We start from the raw sequence: 19,283 nt of genomic DNA, 5'->3' as shown, positions 1-19,283 counted from the left end.
AGGAGTATAGATTTGGAAATGTCTATAATATATAAGTCTGAGAGTAAATTAAAGCATGTAATTGAGAAAGTAATAAAAATAAAAAATTTCGTTCTTTAAAAAGAATGATAAAGGGGTATGTTTAACGAATTTAATATGTAAATAGTAATTGTAGTAACTTTTCATATATTAGGAGGAAGAAATGAGCGCTATAACTGGCATTATTCACTTTAATAATGAACCTATATCAATTGAACATGGCACACGATTAATGAGTGAATTACAAAAGTACCCTGCTGACGATATTCAAATATGGCACAAAGAAAATGCTTTTCTAGGATGTCATGCACAATGGATTACACCAGAGTCAGTTGGTGAACAATTACCCTTTTATAATTATGAAAAGCAATTGGCAATTACAGCAGATGCTATTATTGATAATCGTAATGAGTTATTTGAAAAATTACAAGTGGATTATTCGGATAGAAAAAACATGACAGATAGTGAGTTGATTTTACTCTCTTATCAGAAATGGGGGGAAGCGACTCCAAAATATTTGGTAGGCGATTTTGCCTTTATGATTTGGGATGAGAAAAAACAAATTCTTTTTGGTGCCAGAGATTTTTCAGGAAGTCGGACCCTTTATTTTTATCGTGGTGAGGAAAAACTTGCTTTTTGTACCATTATAAATCCGTTATTTACTCTACCGTATATTGAGAAAAAATTGAATGAGCAGTGGCTTGCTGAATTTTTAGCTATACCTGTAAATTTCGAATCGGTAGATCCACAGTTAACAGTTTACAAATATATAGAACAAGTGCCTCCATCACACACTATTTTGGTAAAGGAAGGCGAAGTGAAGTTTTCACGATACTATACACCAACTGTTGGGAAAATGCTTAATTTAAAATCAAATGAAGAGTATGAAGAGGCGTTTCGAGAGGTGTATAAAAGTGCAGTGAAGGCACGTTTGCGAACACACCACCAAGTCGGAGCCCATTTGAGTGGAGGGTTAGACTCAGGTTCTGTCGTTAGTTTTGCTGCAAGGGATTTACGGACTGAAAATAAAAAATTACATACGTATAGTTATGTTCCAGTAGAAGGATTTGAAGATTGGACACACAAAGGTAGGATAGCTGACGAAAGACCATTTATTCAATCGACTGTAGAGCATGTAGGGAATATACAGGATTATTATTTAGAATTGCCAGAGAGAAGCCCACTATCGGAAATTGATGATTGGCTGGAAACAATGGAGATGCCATATAAATTTTTTGAGAATACTTTTTGGTTGAGTGGAGTTTATGAAAAAGCATCTCAGCAGGGAATAGGAGTACTTCTTAGTGGTCAAAGAGGTAATTGGACAGTATCATGGGGACCTATTTTAGATTACCAGGCAATGTTATTGAAAAAGCTACATTGGATTCGTTTTTATCGTGAACTATATTTATATAGTAGAAATATAGGAGTAAAAAAATCACGTGTTTTTGAAGTGGTAAGACGAAAGGCATTTCCATTTTTGCATCAGTTACTTTTTTCAGGAAAACAAGATGCAAATTCCGTAATAATTAATCCGGAATTTGCAAGGGAAATGAATGTTTTTGACAGACTTAGAGAACAAGAAATCGATATAACAGGCACCGCTATTTCTAATGCATATGAAATGAAAAGAGAACAGTTTGAAAAACCATATTATTGGAGCATAAATGGCACGTATGAAACGAAATTATCATTACGTTATGCCTTATGGGATCGTGATCCCACAAATGACTTACGATTGATTCAATTTTGTTTGTCAGTCCCAGAAGAACAGTATGTTCAAAATGGTTTAGATAGAGCCCTGATCCGGAGAGCCACAAAGAGCTTCCTTCCTGATAAAGTACGATTGAATCAACGGGTTCGCGGTATTCAAGGTGCAGATGGTGTTTACCGTATGGCTCCTTTTTGGAATGAATTTATTGAGGAAGTTGAAGAACTTAGTGTAGATCCAGTAATCTCTGAATTTCTAAATGTAGAGGTAATTAAGAAAGCTATCTCAAAAATTTGTAAAGAACCTCGACCAGAATATGCATTTGATTTAGATTTTAGAGTTTTAATGCGCAGCTTAATCTTTTATCGATTTATAAAAAAAGCAATATGAAAGGAGGTGATACGTATGAAAAAGGAATGGAAACAACCTGTATTAGAAGTGCTTAATATTAATATGACTATGGCTGGGCCTGGGCATAAATATCCAGATGCTGTTCAACCTGACCCAGATGACCCAGTGAAGTACAGTTAAGTCACTGGAAAAATAAAGCTCTTATATAGCTTTATTATATAAGAGCTTTCAAAAAATTGACAATGTGGGGGATAGGATGTTTGATTCTGTGGGGAATGTGTTATATCAAGCCTTCGGGTTAAAAATAGTAAGTGAAATTCCATTACCCGAGTTGTCTCAGCTGAATGAAAAAAAAGAGATGGCAGATGTTCAAGTTGAAATAACGGATTTGTCAGAACAGTGGAGTAAATATAGCGCAGAAAAGCAAAAAACAATTGTAGTGGAGGATGATGTAGTTATGTTTCATGTTCCTCAAACTGCAATATTTTCTGTACAAGCCGGCGAGAAAATCACCTTTTCACCTATGGCAGACGCAGAAGAAGATAAAATTCGCCTATATATTCTGGGCACTTGTATGGGGGCGCTTTTAATGCAACGTAAAACACTCCCATTGCATGGGAGTGTAATTGCCATAGATGGAAAAGCGTATGCATTAATTGGTGATTCAGGGGCTGGAAAATCAACGTTAGCCTCGGCTTTTTTGAATAAAGGATATCAGCTTTTAAGTGATGATGTAGTTGCCGTGTCTCTTTTGAATAAAAATACTGCAATAGTTCATCCTTCTTACGCACAACAAAAATTATGGCAAGAGAGCATAAATGAGTTAGGAATGGAAGTAGCGCAATTTAGCGCTTTATTTGAAAGAGAAACGAAGTATGCTGTTCCTGTTAATTCTCAATTTTTTCCAGATCCATTACCTCTTGCTGGTGTTATTGAATTAGTAAAAACACAGGGAGAAGATATTGAGATGACCCGTATAGAAGGGCTCGCACGCTTGTATAAATTATACCGTCATACTTTTAGGAGTTCTTTGATTTCTAAATTAGGATTGATGGAATGGCATTTTGAAACTTCAACTCATATTGCAAGTGGAATGGAAATGTTTCAAGTAAGTCGCCCGACTTCAAGATTTACAGCTCATGAGCTTGTGGAAGTTATTTTAAATACTATACAGAAAGGGAGTATGGTTGATGGTTGTCCACTCGAGAAAAATATCATTAAAACATAACGTTGTCCAAAGTAAAGGTAATATAGTAAGCGATATGGATGGGGAAAAAGTTATGTTAAATGTCCAGAAAGGAAATTACTATAACTTAGGTGAAATAGGCGGAGAAATATGGGAGCTTATTGAAAAGCCAATAATAATTAATCAGCTTGTTACTATGTTAGTATCCAACTATGATATTGAACAAAAAGCTTGTGAAGAGCAAGTTCTTACCTTTTTAGAGTGTTTATTTCAAGAAGGGTTAATTCAAATAAAAGATCAGCCTAATAGATAGATTTATAATTTCAATAGAACTGTTAGGAAGGGATTAATGAATATTGTGAAAAGGTTAAGGGTATTTTTATTGCTGAACATGGAAACAAAGCTTTTATTTTTAGAGGCTTTTATTTTTTTAGGATGGGCGCGTGTACTAAAAAGTATTACCTTTTCCAAAGTTGCACCTTCTTTAGGGGATTACATGAACGAAACATCAGTTGCTCAAATTCAGCAACACGAGGGTACACTAAAGGAGGTGTCCGAAGCAATTTCTATTATGAGTCGTTATACTTTTTGGGAAAGTCAATGTCTCGTTAAAGCGATAGCTGGGATGAAAATGCTTGAAAAACGTGACATTGAGAGTACTCTTTATTTAGGAACTGCTAAGGATAATAGTGGGGCACTAATTGCACATGCATGGTTACGTAGCGGTTCTTTTTATGTTACTGGATCGGAGGGAATGGAGAAATTCACTGTCGTTGGATCATTTGCAAAGAGGCTAAGTGAGAACACTATTAAAGGAGAGTAAAATGGAGAAAGATTTTGGTCTTAATGTAGAGTTCATGTCTAAGGAATTGAAACTTCTTTTTGCAATTTTGAAGTTAACAGATGATGAAACAATGCAAACTTACAGCAATGAATGGTTTTCGGATATTGATTGGGAATTATTTCTTGAACAGGCTGTGCATCATCGCGTTTATCCGGTGATATATCAAAAACTTAAACAGGTAGATGAGGAAATAATTCCTTCACATATTGTACAATCCTTGAATAGAAAATATAAAAAAAATACATTTCAAATGCTTTATTTAAGTGCTGAAATGGAACGAATAAATAAAATATGTAATGAAAATGAGATTCGTATGATTTTTCTAAAAGGGCCTGTACTATCTCAGGATTTATATGGAGATATTTCTTTACGAACATCCTGTGATTTGGACGTTCTTATTCCAATTCAAAATTTAGAAAAAGTAGAAATACTACTTTTAGAGCAGGGGTATGTAAAAGATGATTATATTCAAACGATATTAAATGATTGGAAATGGAGGCATCATCATATAACATTTTTTCATCCGACAAAGCAGATTAAGCTTGAGATTCATTGGCGGTTAAATCCCGGACCTGGTAAGGAACCTGGGTTTGAAGAGCTTTGGAAGCGAAAGAGAAAAAGTACCCTTACGAGTAATTCCGTATATATGCTAGGGAAGGAAGATTTATTTTTATTTCTTGTATCTCATGGTGCTAGACATGGTTGGTCCAGATTACGCTGGTTAGTAGATATAAAAAAAATTGTCAATCAAGATCTTAATTGGAGTGAGATTCATAAACTAATGAAAACATATCAAATGCTACATTTAGGAGGACAAGCATTAATTTTGTCATCTCAATTGCTAGGTGTACGGATGGATGAAAGAATGATGGAATTAGTAGCTAAAAAACATTCAAAACAGTTAGCGCAAGAAGCGTTGTTTTATTTCAAGCAAATGATAAACTTACATACCGATCCGGTTCCTGAAGAAGTACTTGCTTATCATAGTCGACATTTATTTTCGCTAATGTCTAATCAGCAAAAAACTTTATTTATTATGAGCCAACTATATCCTTATCCAATTGATGCGAAAACATTGCCTTTACCTAAATTTCTTCATTTTTTATATTTTCCTTTACGTCCGTTTCTATGTATTTGGAGGAAAACGAAGAAGTTTGCTTTGTTATTGGGGGAACATCGATGAATTATATTATATATTTTATGAAGAAATTATATTCTTCAGCAGGAAAAATACTGTATGTGAATTTATTTGGTATGGTGTTAATAAGTTTACTTGAAGGGATAGGTATTATTTTATTACTTCCTATGATAAGTATGACTGGAATAATTAATACAGGTGAGGAGACTTCTTTTATTGCACCTGTATATAGAATTTTGCAGGATTTCCCTAAAATAACAAGTTTAATTTCTATTTTAGGTATATATGTATTAATAGTGTTAAGTCAAAATATACTGCAAAGAAATATAACGTTAAGAGATGCGAGGACGCAACAAGTTTTTGTACGAAAGTTAAGAGTAGAAACATATAGTATGATTTTAAAAGCAAAGTGGAGATTTTTTTTAGAAAAAAGGAAAACAAATCTAATTAATATATTAACTACAGAATTAGCTCGTGTTAGTTATGGGATTAATTTAATTTTACAATTGCTAGCTACTATTCTATTTACATTCATACAGGTAGGGCTTGCGTTTTTATTATCTCCCCAAGTCACTGTATTTGTTTTGGGCTTTGGCTTATTGTTCTTGGTAGCTTCTCGTGTTTTTATAAAAAAAGCACGGATACTAGGCGGTAAGACCTCAGAATTGGCAAAAGACTATCTTTCTGGTATAACAGATCATTTCAATGGAATTAAAGATATAAAGAGCAATACTTTGGAAGGATCACGTTTGGATTGGTTTCAATCTATAACAAAAAAGATGAGTAGCGAACAAATGGAGTATATGAGAATAAGGTCAAACTCTCAATTGTTTTATAAAATTTCAATGGCTATATTAATTGCATTTTTTATATTTTTGTCAGTAAATATGTTTCAAGCGCAAACGGCCCAGTTACTATTAATCATTCTCATTTTTTCAAGATTATGGCCAAGGTTCATGACGATTCAGTCAAATTTAGAACAACTGGCTGCAAGCATTCCTGCCTTTAAGTCATTATGGGAATTGCAACAGGAGTGTAATGAAGCGGTTGAAATGCAGGATATATACATGCAAAAACATATAAAGCCGATTTGTATAAAACAAGGTATTGAGTGTAAGGATGTTTCTTTTCGTTATAATAAGCAAGAAGCTTTATATGCACTTCAAAACATTAATGTACAAATTCCAATAAATAGTATGACGGCAATTGTAGGACATTCTGGTGCTGGGAAAAGTACATTAATTGATGTGTTAATGGGGTTAATCCAACCAGAAAAAGGTCAAGTGTTAATAGATGGTATCCCTCTTACAACTGATAATTTATTATCATTAAGACGGGCTATTAGCTATGTACCACAAGATCCGTTCTTATTTAATGCTAGTATAAGAGAGAATTTAATGATGATTGACTCGAATGTAAATGAAGAACAAATTTGGGCTGCATTAGAATTTGCGGCAGCAACTGAATTTGTACGAATGCTTCCAAATGGACTTGATACACTGATTGGAGATCGTGGGGTGAGGCTTTCAGGTGGTGAACGTCAGCGACTTGTATTGGCTCGAGCTATTTTAAGAAAACCGTCGATTTTAGTATTAGATGAGGCTACGAGTGCGTTAGATACTGAAAATGAAGTAAAAATTCAATCAGCAATAGAAAGATTGAAAGGAACAATGACTATTGTTGTTATTGCACATCGCTTATCTACTATACGCAACGCAGATCAAGTTATTGTTTTAGGAAAAGGTGAAATTGTTCAAAAAGGTGAATTTAATCAACTAGCTAAAGAAAGAAAAGGTGTATTTCGAAATTTACTAGGGTCACAAATGGAAGTTGGTTCTTAGAGGAGAAAAATTGAATGAAGCTTTGTATGAATGCAGTTCGAATCGAATAAAATCTCGAATAATGGTGAACTACAACAGAATCTTATTCGGGATTTTATTTGCGCGTTTTTAAAGTCAGTGAATACATATAAACAAGTACCTTGCAATAAATAGTACCAAGTGGTATATTATGGATATATCTAGTACCGTGTATTGAACAGTACTAAACTAAGAAAGGAGGATTACATTTGAACGTTCAGTTTAAAAAAGGTGTGTTAGAGCTATGTGTTTTGGCACTTGTGAAACGTAAAGATAGTTACGGTTATGAACTTGTACAGCAAATTTCAAATAAATTTTTAATATCGGAAGGTTCAGTATATCCATTATTACGTCGTTTAACGAAAGAGGGATATTTTCAAACGTATTTAAAAGAGTCCACGGAAGGACCGCCTCGTAAATATTATCAGCTAACAGAGCAAGGGGAGACGCAACTTCATTTGTTAGTAACAGAGTGGAGTGATTTTGCGAAAGGGGTACAAGAAATTATTGAAGGGGTGAATTGGGATGAATAAAGAACAATTCCTTAGAGAATTATCGAATCAGCTTAGAAAGTTACCGGAAGAAGAGAGGAAAGATATTTTATTTGATTATGAAGAGCACTTTCAGTTTGGGATAGAAGAGGGGAAAACTGAATTAGAAATAATAAAAGGACTTGGTTCTCCTAAAGTAATTGCAAAAGAATTACTTGCGATGTATCGTTTCGATGAAATGAAAAAAGATCCATCGACTTCAAATGTTACAAGAGCTGTCATGGCGGCGATTGGACTTAGTTTATTTAATTTTATTATCGTGTTAGGCCCTTTAGTTGCAATTATCGGTTTTATATTTTCTTTTTGGGTCGGTGGGATTGCTAGTGTAGTGACACCATTTTTCGTTATCGTAAAAGTATTTATGGGCACTTTTATATGGTTGGATCTTTTCGTTAGTATAACATTTGTTGGAGTAGGTTTGTTGTTATGTATGATAGCGTATTATAGTACGAAGTGGTTTAAAAGATTGTGCGTACGTTATGTGATATGGAACTTCAAAATGATAAAAGGGGAGTAGATGATGAAAAAAATATTGTTAGTAGCTATCGCTTGTATCATTATTGGGGTAATAGGGATTTCACAAACATATGAAAAAGCAGTGCAAACTGCAGAAAAAGGCGATAAAGAAGACGTAATTAAAAACGAAACGTTAAAAAATATAGAAGTTAAGTTAGGTGCTGGGGATATTGTCTTCCAAAAATCTCCGGATGCCTCTTTTTATGTAAAGCAAACAGGAGATGTAAGTAAACAAGAAATTCGTATTACTGAAGATGGTGACACATTAAAAGTTATTGGGGAAAGAAAAAAAGATGTTTCGTTTGATTTTTCCTTTTACAATTTCGGATTTCAAACGTCTACATTGACTATATTTGTACCAGAACGTTCTTACCAAGAGATCAAAGTACATTCAGCAGCTGGACAAATAGAAATAAGTGATGTGAAAAGTGACCGCGTAAATGTTGGAACGCTGGCAGGAGAAGTGGATTTGAAGTATGTAACAGCTAAGAACGTAGAGGGATCTACAAAAGCTGGCGAGGTGAACTTTAAAAAGGTTATGGGGAAAGTAACAGCAAAAACGACTAGTGGGGATGTATATATTATGGATCATGATCCTAAGTATGATGTAGAGGCAAGCTCAACTGCTGGAGATGTAACTATTACTTTATCGGAAAAACCAAAAGATGCAGTAATAACTGGGCAAACTCCTGCTGGAGATGTGATAATTTTTAATGAGGAAAATAAAAACGTAACAATTGGTAATGGGAGTAAAAAGATTAGCGGCAAAACGGCTGCTGGAGATGTTACTATAGAAACACGTTAATAATAGATGAGAAGATAGATTCATTCGAGTTTTTTGGAATGAATTAAAATCTACCAATATATAAAAGAAGATAATTCCCTATATAAATAAGGGAATTATCTTCTTTTATTATTTTTAATGTAAATCACGATATACGCCAATTACTTTTCCAATAACTGACACTTGTTTTAAAATGATAGGTTCTAATGAAGAGTTTTCCGGCTGTAGACGGAAGTGGTCTTTTTCTTTATAGAAACGTTTAACAGTTGCTTCGTTATCCTCTGTTAAGGCAACGACAATTTCACCGTTGTATGCAGATTGTTGTTGGCGGACAACAACTAAATCTCCATCAAAGATACCAGCTTCAATCATGCTATCTCCAGAAATACGTAACATAAATACTTGATCTGATCCAGAAACGATACTAGCTGGAAGTGGGAAGTGCTCTTCTACACTTTCGACTGCTGTAATCGGTAAACCGGCAGTAACTTTTCCGACGATTGGAACTTGAATAACAGATTGTGTTTCTGTATCCATTCGGTCATCGCCTAAAATTTCGATTGCTCGTGGTTTTGTTGGATCGCGTCGGATATAGCCCTTTTCTTCTAGTCGTGATAAATGTCCGTGCACTGTAGAACTAGAAGCGAGGCCGACTGCTTGACCGATTTCACGTACGGAAGGTGGATATCCTTTTTCTTGTACTTTTAGCTTAATAAAGTCGAGAATGTCTTGCTGGCGTTTCGTTAACTTTTCCATGTTTTCTAACACCTCGTTTTCTTTCGTTTTTCTTATTAATAAGTATAACATGCGAAAAAACATTCTACAAACATAAGTTCGAACAAAAGGGAGATTTATGATACACTAGAGAGAAAATATAGCGAGAAAGAAGGGTTCAAAATGAATGCAATTGTTTATGCACGTGTGAGTACAACAAAAGAAGCACAAGAAACATCGTTATTGCGTCAAAAGGATGAATTATTGCATTTAGCTGAGCGCTATGAAATGAATGTGACAAAAGTGATTGAGGAACAGGCTAGTGGCTATACAATTGAACGTGATGGCATATTAGAAGTATTAGATACAATTCGAGATGAACAAGTTGATGCACTTCTAATACAAGATGAAACACGTCTTGGTAGAGGGAATGCGAAGATTGCGTTAATGCATTGTTTACATAAAGAGGGAATAAAAGTATATACACATACGCATAATGGTGAATTACAATTGTCGGATTCTGATTCGATGGTATTAGATATAATTAGTATTGTTGAAGAATATCAAAGAAAGATTCATAACTTGAAAATTAAACGTGGTATGCAACGCGCGGTAGAAAAAGGCTATCGGCCAGAAAATAATTTGAAAAATCGTCATTTAAGCGTAGGGCGAGAGAAAAAAGAAGTGCCAATTGAGGAAATTGTACGTTTGCGCAAGAGTGAACTCACTTTCGAAGAAATTGCGGCAACGCTTCGTGGATTTGGTCATAATGTTTCAAAAGCGACTGTACATCGTAGATACGTAGAGTATACAAAGCAATTGCTTGATAAAGAAGAGTAACTATTGTATGATAATAATCAGTTTTGATTAGAAGGGGGATTCGAGATGCTTAATCACGAACTCGTTGAACGCATTAACTTCTTAGCGAAAAAAGCAAAAGCTGAAGGTTTAACTGAAGAAGAACAACGTGAGCGTCAATCGCTACGAGAACAATATTTAAAAGGATTTCGTCAAAATATGTTAAACGAACTTAAAGGAATTAAAGTCGTTAACGAAGAAGGTACAGATGTTACACCAGCGAAATTAAAAGCTTTAAAAAAGCAAGATAATGCAAAATTAAATTAAAAGATGGGCGAAGCCCATCTTTTTTATTTGTTATTTAATAACTTTCCAGTTGTTATTTCTCGTTGCTTCTATTCTTTTATGCTTCAATATATAGTTAGCAATAAGTTCAGACATATCTGTTGGAATATCTTTTATTACTGGTTTATTTTGAAACATGAAGAAGTTCCCTCCGCCGTTTGCTCGATAATTATTCATAACAACGTCATATTCTTCATTTATATCGAGTGTAGCGCCTTTATACTGTAAAGACTCTACTCTTTCACCAATTGGTTTTGAAATGTTTAATACATACGAAATCCCTTCCCACATATCGTAATTATAATGCGCAGGTTTTGGTTCTATGAATGCAGGATTAACAATTATATCTCCAACTTTATTTAATGTGAAATAAGAAGCAGAAAGTTCGAGAGCATCTTTTATATCGGCTCCAGTCACTCGAATAACTTTTAATGTGTTTGGGTAAATATAATTGGAAACGATATCCCGCATTGTGACATGTTTCGGGAATCCTGGAGATGTATTATGAAACAAACTTGTACAAGAAATAGAAACGTTAGCTATATCCATCTGGATTTTATTTATGAATTCAATAAAAGGATGGTCTTGCAAACGAGTTTGCATAGCATCTGAAATTCGCATGTCTCCATGAATGATGCCAATAGGCTGATCAAGCCATTTTTGTGTTTTCTCTTCATAATCGGCGACCAAGGAAAGAACATCTTTGTCGGCCTCGATTCCTTGCACAGGCAATAATTGTGCGTAACTATTTTTCTTTACCCATTTTTGTTCTGTTTTTTCGAATATTACTTTTACCTTTCCAACGGAGTGTCCATTGCATCCGGTCTGTAAAATTGTTACACCATTATCTAAAGTTTGAGCAATTTCTCGGTGTTGGTGGCCTGTTAGTAAAATATCTATACCATCAATTTCATCATACATTGCGTATCCTTGGTTTTCACCTGTTAAAACTTCAGTCGGTACTCCTGTTTGAAAATCGCGTTCAAATCCCCCGTGATAGGCTACGACTAGTAAATCGGGCTGCTCATGTTTACGGATGTAAGGAACCCACTTTTTTATTGTTTCTAATGCATCTTCAAATAGTAAATCTTTAATATGATGGGCCTGTTCCCAATTCGGGATGTAATGTGTTGTTGCCCCTAAAATAGCAATTTTTATATTTGATTCAATATGTTTTATTATATAGGGTTTCCCGAAATAAGGTTCTTTTATGTTTTTATCTAAAATGTTTGCTGATAAGTACGGGAAGTTTGCAGTTTCTACAGCATGATTTAATATATCCATTCCATAATTAAATTCATGATTGCCGATAATTGCAGCATCATAATTTAAATAGTTGGCCAATAAGGACATTGGATTTTTCTTATCTTTTTCGTATGTAGCGTAATGATAAGTTAATGGTGTTCCTTGTATGAAATCACCGTTATCAACTAAAAGAACGTTTGTATTTTTGGAACGTTCTTTTTTTATAAGAGTAGAAATTTTAGCTAAACCAATTTCTGCTTTGGAGTTATCTTGGTAGTGAATTGGATACACAGTACCATGTACATCGCTTGTTAATAAAATATTTAAAGTTACAATTTGATTTTGATTCAATACCATTCACCTTTTCTATTGTTATCTTTCAATTAATCATATCAAATATATGAAAAGAATTTTAATGAGAATGTATAGAATGTGTAAAGATTCTGTAAATAAGTAATTGTTTGTAAAAATATGTGATATATTTCTTCATGTTTACGGAAGGTTATTTTATAACAACGAAAAATGGAGGCATTCACATGTTGAAAAAAGTTTTTGCAATGAGCACAACAGTTGTACTAGCAGCGGGGTTATTAAGTGGCTGTGGAACGAAGGAATCAAGTGCAAGTAAAAATGAGGATACGAAAAAAGGTTATGTACCGAAGACGTTAAATGTTCAATTTGTTCCTTCTCAAAATGCAGATACGTTAGAGGCAAAAGCAAAACCATTGGAAAAACTATTAAGTGATAAATTAAACATTCCGGTAAAAGTTAGTATTTCAACGAATTACAATACAATTGTAGAAGCTATGGCATCAAAACAAGTAGATGTAGGATTTTTACCTCCAACAGCGTATGTGTTAGCGCATGAGAAAAAGGCTGCAAACGTAATATTACAGGCGCAACGTTTTGGGGTAGATGATGAAACTGGAGCTCCCACAAAGGACTTAGTAGATTTTTATAAATCAGAGTTTGTTGTTAAGAAAGATTCTAATATTAACAGTGTAAAAGAATTAAAGGGTAAAAAAATTGGTTATCAAGATGTAACATCATCAGCAGGGTATGTATGGCCTGCAGCTGTATTGTTAAAAGAGGGAGTCGATCCGCTAAAGGATGTGAAACCTGTTACATTAAAAGGTCATGATCAGTCACTTATTGCTCTTTTAAATGGTGATGTTGATGCAGCTGTTGTATTCCAAGATGCTCGTAATATTGTAAAAAAAGATTATCCGAATATATTCGATCAAACGAAAATAGTAAAATTTACGGAGAAAATTCCAAACGATACGATTTCTGTACGTTCTGATTTAGATGCGGAGTGGAGCAAGAAATTACAAGATGCTTTCATTGAAATAGGAAAGAATGAAGAAGGGCACAAAATCATTAAAGAGGTATACTCACACGAAGGATATGTGAAATCTGATGATAGTAAATTTGATATCGTTCGTGACTATGGAAAGAAAGTGAAAACACAATAATACATATGGAAATGGCGACTAACTGGAAAGTGTGTGATTTCAGTTAGTTTGCCGTTTTTCAGTTATTGATAATACATAGAAGGTAGGTAAGATGTGTGATAGAGTTTCAAAATGTCTCCAAAGTGTATCCAAATGGTACGAAAGGATTGAAAAACATAAATTTAAAAATTCAAAAAGGTGAATTTGTTGTAATGGTCGGGCTATCTGGGGCTGGAAAATCTACACTCCTCAGATCAGTAAATCGCCTTCATGAGATTACAGAAGGAGAAATTATTATTGAAGGTGAGTCTATTACTGCTGCAAAAGGCAAAGAGTTACGACGCATGCGCCGAGATATTGGTATGATTTTTCAAAGCTTTAACCTTGTAAAGCGATCCACGGTACTGAAGAATGTATTAGCCGGGCGTGTTGGATATCATTCGACATTACGTACAACGTTAGGCTTGTTTCCGAAGGAAGATTTGGAACTTGCATTTCAGGCTTTGAATAGGGTAAATATTTTAGAAAAAGCATATGCACGAGCAGATGAATTATCAGGAGGACAACAGCAACGTGTATCGATTGCTAGAGCATTGGCACAAGAAGCGAAAATTATATTGGCAGATGAGCCTGTTGCTTCGTTAGACCCACTGACAACAAAGCAAGTAATGGATGATTTGAAAAAAATTAATGAAGATTTTGGAATAACGACAATTGTAAACTTACATTCTATTGATTTAGCGAGGCAATATGCTACACGCATTATTGGATTACATGCAGGTGAAATTGTTTTTGATGGTGTAGTAGATGAGGCAACGGATGAAAAATTTGCTGAAATTTATGGGGACGTAGCTCAGAAAAGCTCACTATTAGAGGTGGCAGCTAAATGAATGACGTGACGATATATTCGAAATCGATACCGAAGCCGCCGAGTAAATTGAAACATATGTTAACGGTTATTCTAGTTATTTTACTGTTGTGGGGTAGTAGTGTACAGGTCGACGCATCATTTTCAAAACTAGTAGTTGGTTTTCCAAATATGATGGATTTATTGAAGGAAATGGTGCCACCAGATTGGAGTTATTTTCAAGTTATTACAACAGCAATGTTAGATACAATACGCATGGCGATTATTGGAACGACTTTAGGAGCGATTTTAGCCATTCCACTTGCACTATTTGCAGCAAGTAATGTATTTACTAGTGTATTTTTGTACGGTCCAGCTCGATTGATTTTAAATTTTATACGAACGATACCAGATTTATTATTAGCGGCTATTTTTGTAGCGATTTTTGGAATAGGACCACTTCCAGGTATTTTGGCTCTTACTTGTTTCTCGGTTGGGCTCGTAGCGAAATTATTGTATGAGTCAATTGAATCAATTGATCCAGGTCCATTAGAAGCGATGACAGCTGTAGGAGCGAATAAGGTGCAATGGATTGTTTATGGGGTCATTCCGCAAGTGAAAGCGCACTTTGTTTCCTACGTACTTTATACATTTGAGGTGAATGTACGTGCCGCAGCCGTTCTAGGTTTAGTAGGAGCAGGTGGCATTGGTTTATATTATGATCGTACACTTGGATTTTTACAATATCAACAAACTGCTTCCATTATTATTTATACCCTTGTTGTTGTATTGTTAATTGATTACATAAGTACATTGTTGCGGGAGAAATTATAATGAGTAAAACGACGATAATCGTACCAAAACCGAAGAAACCGAGTGTAAATCGCTGGATTGTTTTTATAGCACTAACAGTTATATATGTATGGGCCTTTTCAGGTGTCCCACTTGAGGGAATAAAGAATACAGCGGGAGAAATTACAAAAGCAATTATGACAGGCGTGTTGAACCCAGATTGGTCGTATGTATCTTTGCCTGATGGTGAAGATTTATTACATGGGTTGATTGATACATTGGCAATTGCGATATTAGGTACATTTATTTCTGCTTTTTTATCTGTTCCATTTGCTTTTTGGGCAGCAACAAATATGAGCAGTGGAAAATTAACTTCAGGTGCTGGGAAATTTGTACTTAGTTTCGTTCGTACATTTCCTGAATTAGTTATGGCTCTTTTATTTATAAAAGCTGTTGGACCAGGCTCTTTTGCCGGAGTTCTAGCTTTGGGATTACACTCTATCGGAATGTTAGGGAAACTATATTCGGAAGGAATTGAAAATATAGATAAGGGACCGACCGAGGCGTTAATAGCAACAGGTGCAAATCGGTTTCAAATACTTTGGTATGCAGTATTACCACAAGTGTTACCAGATTTTCTATCGTATACGTTATACAGGTTCGAAATTAATGTAAGATCCGCTGCGATTTTAGGTGTAATTGGAGCAGGTGGTATTGGTACGCCATTAATTTTTGCATTAAGTTCACGGAATTGGTCTCGTGTGGGAATTATTTTATTGGGCATCATTCTAATGGTAATTATAATCGATTTTATTTCAAGTTCGATTCGAAAACGGATTGTTTAACTTATTTTAAAAGCATCGAAGTCAGATGCTTTTTTGTCTTTTTAAGTATTTATTAAAAGAAGTCTGTACATTTGTATAAATATACAGATAATTCCCTTTCTTTTTAAAATAAAAATAATAAAAAAGTATGTCATATTGAATACCCATACATTCCCGAAATCATTGGTTTTTTTATAAAAAATCAAAAAAACATCAACATATTTGTCGATACATGTTGTATAATCTTGCGTGGGAAGCTATCATATAAATGTATAAAACGTTTACTAATATAAGCGAAGGGAAGAATAGCATGTCACATTCAATCGAACAACTTTCTATCAACACGATTCGCACATTATCCATCGATGCGATTGAAAAAGCAAACTCTGGTCACCCAGGAATGCCAATGGGTGCAGCACCAATGGCTTATACATTATGGACTCAATTTATGAAACATAATCCAAATAACCCAACGTGGTTTAACCGCGATCGTTTCGTATTATCTGCAGGTCATGGTTCAATGTTATTATACAGCCTACTTCACCTATCTGGTTATGATGTAACAATGGATGACATAAAGAACTTCCGTCAATGGGGAAGTAAAACTCCAGGACATCCTGAGTACGGTCATACTGCAGGTGTAGACGCAACTACTGGTCCACTTGGACAAGGTATTGCAACTGCTGTAGGTATGGCAATGGCTGAAAGACATTTAGCGGCTAAATATAACCGTGATGCGTATAATGTAGTAGATCATCATACATACGCTATTTGTGGTGATGGAGATTTAATGGAAGGCGTTTCTGCTGAAGCATCTTCATTAGCTGCTCATTTACAATTAGGTCGTCTTGTTGTGCTTTACGATTCAAACGATATTTCATTAGATGGCGATTTAAATCGTTCATTCTCTGAAAGTGTAGAAGATCGTTACAAAGCATACGGATGGCAAATAATCCGTGTTGAGGATGGAAACGATATTGAAGCAATCGCGAAAGCAATTGAAGAAGCGAAAGCTGACGAAAAACGCCCAACGCTAATTGAAGTAAGAACGACAATTGGTTTCGGTTCTCCAAACAAATCAGGAAAATCAGCTTCACACGGTTCTCCACTTGGTGTAGACGAAACAAAATTAACGAAAGAAGCATACGCTTGGACTGCTGAACAAGACTTCCATGTAGCAGAAGAAGTATATGACAACTTCCGTAAAACAGTACAAGATGTTGGTGAAACAGCGCAAGCAGCTTGGAACACGATGTTAGGTGAATATGCACAAGCATATCCAGAATTAGCAAACGAACTGCAAGCAGCAATGAACGGTCTTCTTCCAGAAGGTTGGGAACAAAGCTTACCAACTTATGAATTAGGATCAAAAGCAGCAACACGTAATTCTTCAGGTGCTGTAATTAATGCAATTGCAGAGTCTGTACCATCATTCTTCGGTGGATCTGCTGACCTTGCTGGTTCTAACAAAACATACATGAATAACGAAAAAGACTTTACAAGAGAAGATTACAGCGGTAAAAACATTTGGTACGGTGTACGTGAATTCGCAATGGGTGCAGCAATGAACGGTATTGCACTACATGGTGGTTTAAAAACTTACGGTGGTACGTTCTTCGTATTCTCTGACTACTTACGTCCAGCAATTCGTCTTGCAGCATTAATGCAATTGCCAGTAACGTATGTATTCACACACGACAGTATCGCTGTTGGTGAAGACGGTCCAACACATGAGCCAGTTGAGCAATTAGCAGCGCTTCGTGCAATGCCAAATGTATCTGTTATTCGTCCAGCTGACGGTAACGAATCTGTTGCGGCTTGGAGATTAGCTTTAGAATCTACAAAAACACCAACTGCTTTAGTATTAACTCGTCAAGACCTTCCAACATTAGAAGGCGCAAAAGACGATACGTATGAAAAAGTTGCAAAAGGTGCATATGTAGTTTCTGCAAGCAAGAAAGAAACAGCTGATGTAATTTTACTTGCATCTGGATCTGAAGTAAGTCTAGCTGTTGAAGCACAAAAAGCGTTAGCAGTAGACGGCGTTGACGCAGCTGTTGTCAGCATGCCATCTATGGATCGCTTTGAAGCTCAAACTGCTGAGTACAAAGAATCTGTATTACCAAAAGCAGTAACAAAACGTTTCGCAATCGAAATGGGTGCTACATTCGGATGGCACCGTTACGTAGGTCTTGAAGGAGATGTGTTAGGTATCGATACATTCGGTGCTTCTGCTCCTGGTGAGAAGATTATGGAAGAGTATGGATTTACTGTAGAGAACGTTGTTCGTAAAGTAAAAGAAATGCTTTAATGATTTTAGAAAAATCTCTCCGGCATGGAGAGGTTTTTCTATGTAAATGAGTTTTTTCGACAGAAAAAGTTTTTTATCTCTCCGCAGTCAGACAATCATTGCAAATCTTCTTCTATATAATGAAGAGAAAAGGTTGTCCAGATTGGGAGGCTGAAAATGAAAACGTATGAATTGTATTTAATTCAAGAGGATATTGCGAAAGCTTATTTTGGTCGTGAATATTTGTTTTTTGATTTATTTGCTCGATTTTCAGAATCTGGGTCCCTTTCGGAGCAAAAAGTGTTATATAAACAAATGATGTATATAACGATGCCATTACAAGTAATGAAAATTCATCATAAATTAGAGCAAGCTTTGCGGGTTCTTGGTAAATATGATAGAACACATCATACGCATACACTTTTTACGGGAGCGGAATATGGCGAAATAATGGTGAAACCACACTATATTCGCATGAATACCTCTGGAAATGTCTCTATGGAAACGACTTTCTTTGAGGTGTTAAGAAAGTGTGAACTAACATTTTTAGCTATGGATTATGAAAATACAAAGTACGGATGGTTGAATCCTTTAAAACAAGTACGAACATATGTGTAAAAAATGTCGAATTCTATCTTGTCTTATTGAAAAGGTTTTAGTACACTGTAAGGTAGACAACATGAAGGAGGAAAATATATGCCAATTTGGTTAGGTATTCTAGTGGGCGTAGTAGCACTAGTAGCAGGCGTGGCGTTAGGATTTTTCATTGCCCGCAAATACATGATGAACTACTTAGAAAAAAATCCACCAATTAATGAACAAATGTTAAAAATGATGATGATGCAAATGGGACAAAAACCTTCCCAAAAGAAGATCAATCAAATGATGAGCGCGATGAGCAAGCAACAAACAAAATAAGCGCTAAAGGGCACTCGATAAGAGTGCCCTTTCCTATTGGAATTTTAAAGTGTTTAAAACTTTTAAAAATTCTGTATTTTTGTTAAACTGAAAACATC

21 protein-coding genes are annotated in these 19,283 nt (G+C 35.2%); 19 read left to right on the top strand and 2 right to left on the bottom strand.

All coding sequences use genetic code 11. The annotated features are described in order from the left end of the window. Positions 1-181 precede the first annotated feature (181 nt). From JDS95_RS02520 to JDS95_RS02475, 10 genes are all read left to right on the top strand, one after another. Positions 182-2,119: a lasso peptide isopeptide bond-forming cyclase gene (locus tag JDS95_RS02520; RefSeq protein ID WP_199690205.1), complete on the top strand. Its 1,938-nt coding sequence runs from the start codon at positions 182-184 to the stop codon at positions 2,117-2,119. A gap of 15 nt (positions 2,120-2,134) precedes the next feature. Continuing rightward, positions 2,135-2,260: a paeninodin family lasso peptide gene (locus tag JDS95_RS02515; protein WP_000712621.1), complete on the top strand. Its 126-nt coding sequence runs from the start codon at positions 2,135-2,137 to the stop codon at positions 2,258-2,260. A 76-nt stretch (positions 2,261-2,336) separates the two neighbouring features. Next, complete coding sequence (locus JDS95_RS02510) at positions 2,337-3,308, top strand: aldolase (protein WP_085450471.1); 972 nt, start codon at positions 2,337-2,339, stop codon at positions 3,306-3,308. Continuing rightward, complete coding sequence (locus JDS95_RS02505; protein WP_000260276.1) at positions 3,271-3,579, top strand: lasso peptide biosynthesis PqqD family chaperone; 309 nt, start codon at positions 3,271-3,273, stop codon at positions 3,577-3,579. The genes JDS95_RS02510 and JDS95_RS02505 overlap by 38 nt, the downstream gene beginning before the upstream one ends. Before the next feature lie 36 nt (positions 3,580-3,615). Continuing rightward, positions 3,616-4,089: a lasso peptide biosynthesis B2 protein gene (locus tag JDS95_RS02500; RefSeq protein WP_001028390.1), complete on the top strand. Its 474-nt coding sequence runs from the start codon at positions 3,616-3,618 to the stop codon at positions 4,087-4,089. Between the two features lies 1 nt (position 4,090). After that, entirely contained in the window at positions 4,091-5,293 is a 1,203-nt protein-coding gene (locus JDS95_RS02495; RefSeq protein WP_000409754.1) for a nucleotidyltransferase domain-containing protein, read from the top strand. Further along, positions 5,290-7,089: an ABC transporter ATP-binding protein gene (locus JDS95_RS02490; RefSeq protein ID WP_199690203.1), complete on the top strand. Its 1,800-nt coding sequence runs from the start codon at positions 5,290-5,292 to the stop codon at positions 7,087-7,089. Before JDS95_RS02495 ends, JDS95_RS02490 begins: the two co-directional genes overlap by 4 nt. A 227-nt stretch (positions 7,090-7,316) precedes the next feature. Further along, positions 7,317-7,640, top strand: coding sequence for a PadR family transcriptional regulator (locus tag JDS95_RS02485; RefSeq protein WP_001102631.1), 324 nt, complete (start codon positions 7,317-7,319; stop codon positions 7,638-7,640). Next, positions 7,633-8,175: a DUF1700 domain-containing protein gene (locus tag JDS95_RS02480; RefSeq protein ID WP_001031393.1), complete on the top strand. Its 543-nt coding sequence runs from the start codon at positions 7,633-7,635 to the stop codon at positions 8,173-8,175. Before JDS95_RS02485 ends, JDS95_RS02480 begins: the two co-directional genes overlap by 8 nt. Next, positions 8,176-8,979 carry a DUF4097 family beta strand repeat-containing protein gene (locus tag JDS95_RS02475; RefSeq protein ID WP_000976108.1) on the top strand — a complete coding sequence of 268 codons (804 nt, stop codon included), beginning with the start codon at positions 8,176-8,178 and terminating at the stop codon, positions 8,977-8,979. Between the two features lie 114 nt (positions 8,980-9,093). Here the strand turns inward: JDS95_RS02475 and lexA are convergent, their stop codons facing one another. Continuing rightward, entirely contained in the window at positions 9,094-9,714 is a 621-nt protein-coding gene (gene lexA, locus JDS95_RS02470) for a transcriptional repressor LexA (protein WP_000413736.1), read from the bottom strand. Between the two features lie 141 nt (positions 9,715-9,855). Here lexA and JDS95_RS02465 point away from each other — a divergent pair, with 141 nt between their 5' ends. Beyond that, positions 9,856-10,512: a YneB family resolvase-like protein gene (locus JDS95_RS02465; RefSeq protein WP_000991792.1), complete on the top strand. Its 657-nt coding sequence runs from the start codon at positions 9,856-9,858 to the stop codon at positions 10,510-10,512. Between the two features lie 45 nt (positions 10,513-10,557). Next, positions 10,558-10,797, top strand: coding sequence for a DUF896 domain-containing protein (locus JDS95_RS02460; protein WP_000931861.1), 240 nt, complete (start codon positions 10,558-10,560; stop codon positions 10,795-10,797). A 30-nt stretch (positions 10,798-10,827) separates the two neighbouring features. On the opposite strand, the gene JDS95_RS02455 is transcribed toward JDS95_RS02460, so the two are convergent. Continuing rightward, positions 10,828-12,411: a bifunctional metallophosphatase/5'-nucleotidase gene (locus tag JDS95_RS02455; protein ID WP_001075251.1), complete on the bottom strand. Its 1,584-nt coding sequence runs from the start codon at positions 12,409-12,411 to the stop codon at positions 10,828-10,830. 185 nt (positions 12,412-12,596) lie between these two features. Between JDS95_RS02455 and JDS95_RS02450 the strand changes: the two genes are divergently transcribed. From JDS95_RS02450 to JDS95_RS02420, 7 genes are all read left to right on the top strand, one after another. After that, complete coding sequence (locus JDS95_RS02450) at positions 12,597-13,535, top strand: phosphate/phosphite/phosphonate ABC transporter substrate-binding protein (protein ID WP_199690201.1); 939 nt, start codon at positions 12,597-12,599, stop codon at positions 13,533-13,535. A gap of 95 nt (positions 13,536-13,630) precedes the next feature. After that, positions 13,631-14,404, top strand: coding sequence for a phosphonate ABC transporter ATP-binding protein (gene phnC, locus JDS95_RS02445; RefSeq protein ID WP_000569223.1), 774 nt, complete (start codon positions 13,631-13,633; stop codon positions 14,402-14,404). Continuing rightward, complete coding sequence (phnE, locus tag JDS95_RS02440) at positions 14,401-15,195, top strand: phosphonate ABC transporter, permease protein PhnE (protein WP_001000771.1); 795 nt, start codon at positions 14,401-14,403, stop codon at positions 15,193-15,195. Before phnC ends, phnE (JDS95_RS02440) begins: the two co-directional genes overlap by 4 nt. Then, positions 15,195-15,998 carry a phosphonate ABC transporter, permease protein PhnE gene (phnE, locus tag JDS95_RS02435; RefSeq protein ID WP_000047886.1) on the top strand — a complete coding sequence of 268 codons (804 nt, stop codon included), beginning with the start codon at positions 15,195-15,197 and terminating at the stop codon, positions 15,996-15,998. Before phnE (JDS95_RS02440) ends, phnE (JDS95_RS02435) begins: the two co-directional genes overlap by 1 nt. Before the next feature lie 289 nt (positions 15,999-16,287). After that, positions 16,288-18,288, top strand: a complete 2,001-nt coding sequence (gene tkt / locus JDS95_RS02430) for a transketolase (RefSeq protein WP_199690199.1) — start codon at positions 16,288-16,290, stop codon at positions 18,286-18,288. 156 nt (positions 18,289-18,444) lie between these two features. Then, positions 18,445-18,885, top strand: a complete 441-nt coding sequence (sirA, locus tag JDS95_RS02425; RefSeq protein ID WP_000860650.1) for a sporulation inhibitor of replication protein SirA — start codon at positions 18,445-18,447, stop codon at positions 18,883-18,885. 78 nt (positions 18,886-18,963) lie between these two features. Then, positions 18,964-19,185 carry a YneF family protein gene (locus JDS95_RS02420; RefSeq protein ID WP_001123316.1) on the top strand — a complete coding sequence of 74 codons (222 nt, stop codon included), beginning with the start codon at positions 18,964-18,966 and terminating at the stop codon, positions 19,183-19,185. The last annotated feature ends 98 nt before the right edge of the window (positions 19,186-19,283 follow it).

The organism is Bacillus cereus group sp. N24, from assembly GCF_016483345.1.
In the GTDB taxonomy this organism is placed as follows: domain Bacteria; phylum Bacillota; class Bacilli; order Bacillales; family Bacillaceae_G; genus Bacillus_A; species Bacillus_A toyonensis.
Note: the sequence above shows the minus strand (reverse complement) of the source record. Positions and strands in the feature narration are given on the sequence as shown.